This window comes from Amycolatopsis kentuckyensis (genome assembly GCF_002155975.1).
In the GTDB taxonomy this organism is placed as follows: domain Bacteria; phylum Actinomycetota; class Actinomycetes; order Mycobacteriales; family Pseudonocardiaceae; genus Amycolatopsis; species Amycolatopsis kentuckyensis.
In genome coordinates, this window is the sequence record NZ_MUMI01000889.1 from 257 (window position 1) to 654 (window position 398).

The 398-nt window shown below is 83.4% G+C and carries 1 pseudogene; it reads right to left on the reverse strand.

From position 1 onward, the window contains the following. Positions 1-398: pseudogene (locus CCN39_RS52505) on the reverse strand (CHAT domain-containing protein); the annotation flags it as partial.

The following is a 398-nucleotide window of genomic DNA, read 5'->3' on the forward strand; positions in this document are numbered from 1 at the left end:
GCCGGGCCTGCCGGCGCAGCAGGGCCGGCGCCCGCTCGGTCCCGGCGGCGAGGTCGACGGCGGTCTGGCGCAGGGCGGCGAGGTCCGCGGCCAGGCCCTCGTCGTCCGGCGGCCGCGCGGGCCGCAGCCGAAGCGCGCCGGCGTGCCGCTGTTCCGCCCACCGCAGCACGGCCTCCGGGCGGCCCGCTTCGACGGCGAGCCGCAGGCCCAGCCCGGTCAGCTCGCTCGCGTGCCCCGACGCGTGGGCGCGCAGCTCGCTCGCGCCCAGCCCGGCCCGGAACCGGGCGATCACCCGGACCCCGGCGCGCACGGCGGCGTCCGCGCCCCGGCGGTCGCCGTGGACCAGCCGCAGCAACGCCGTCGCGTGCCAGGCACGGGCCCGCAGCTCGGCCGGCCCG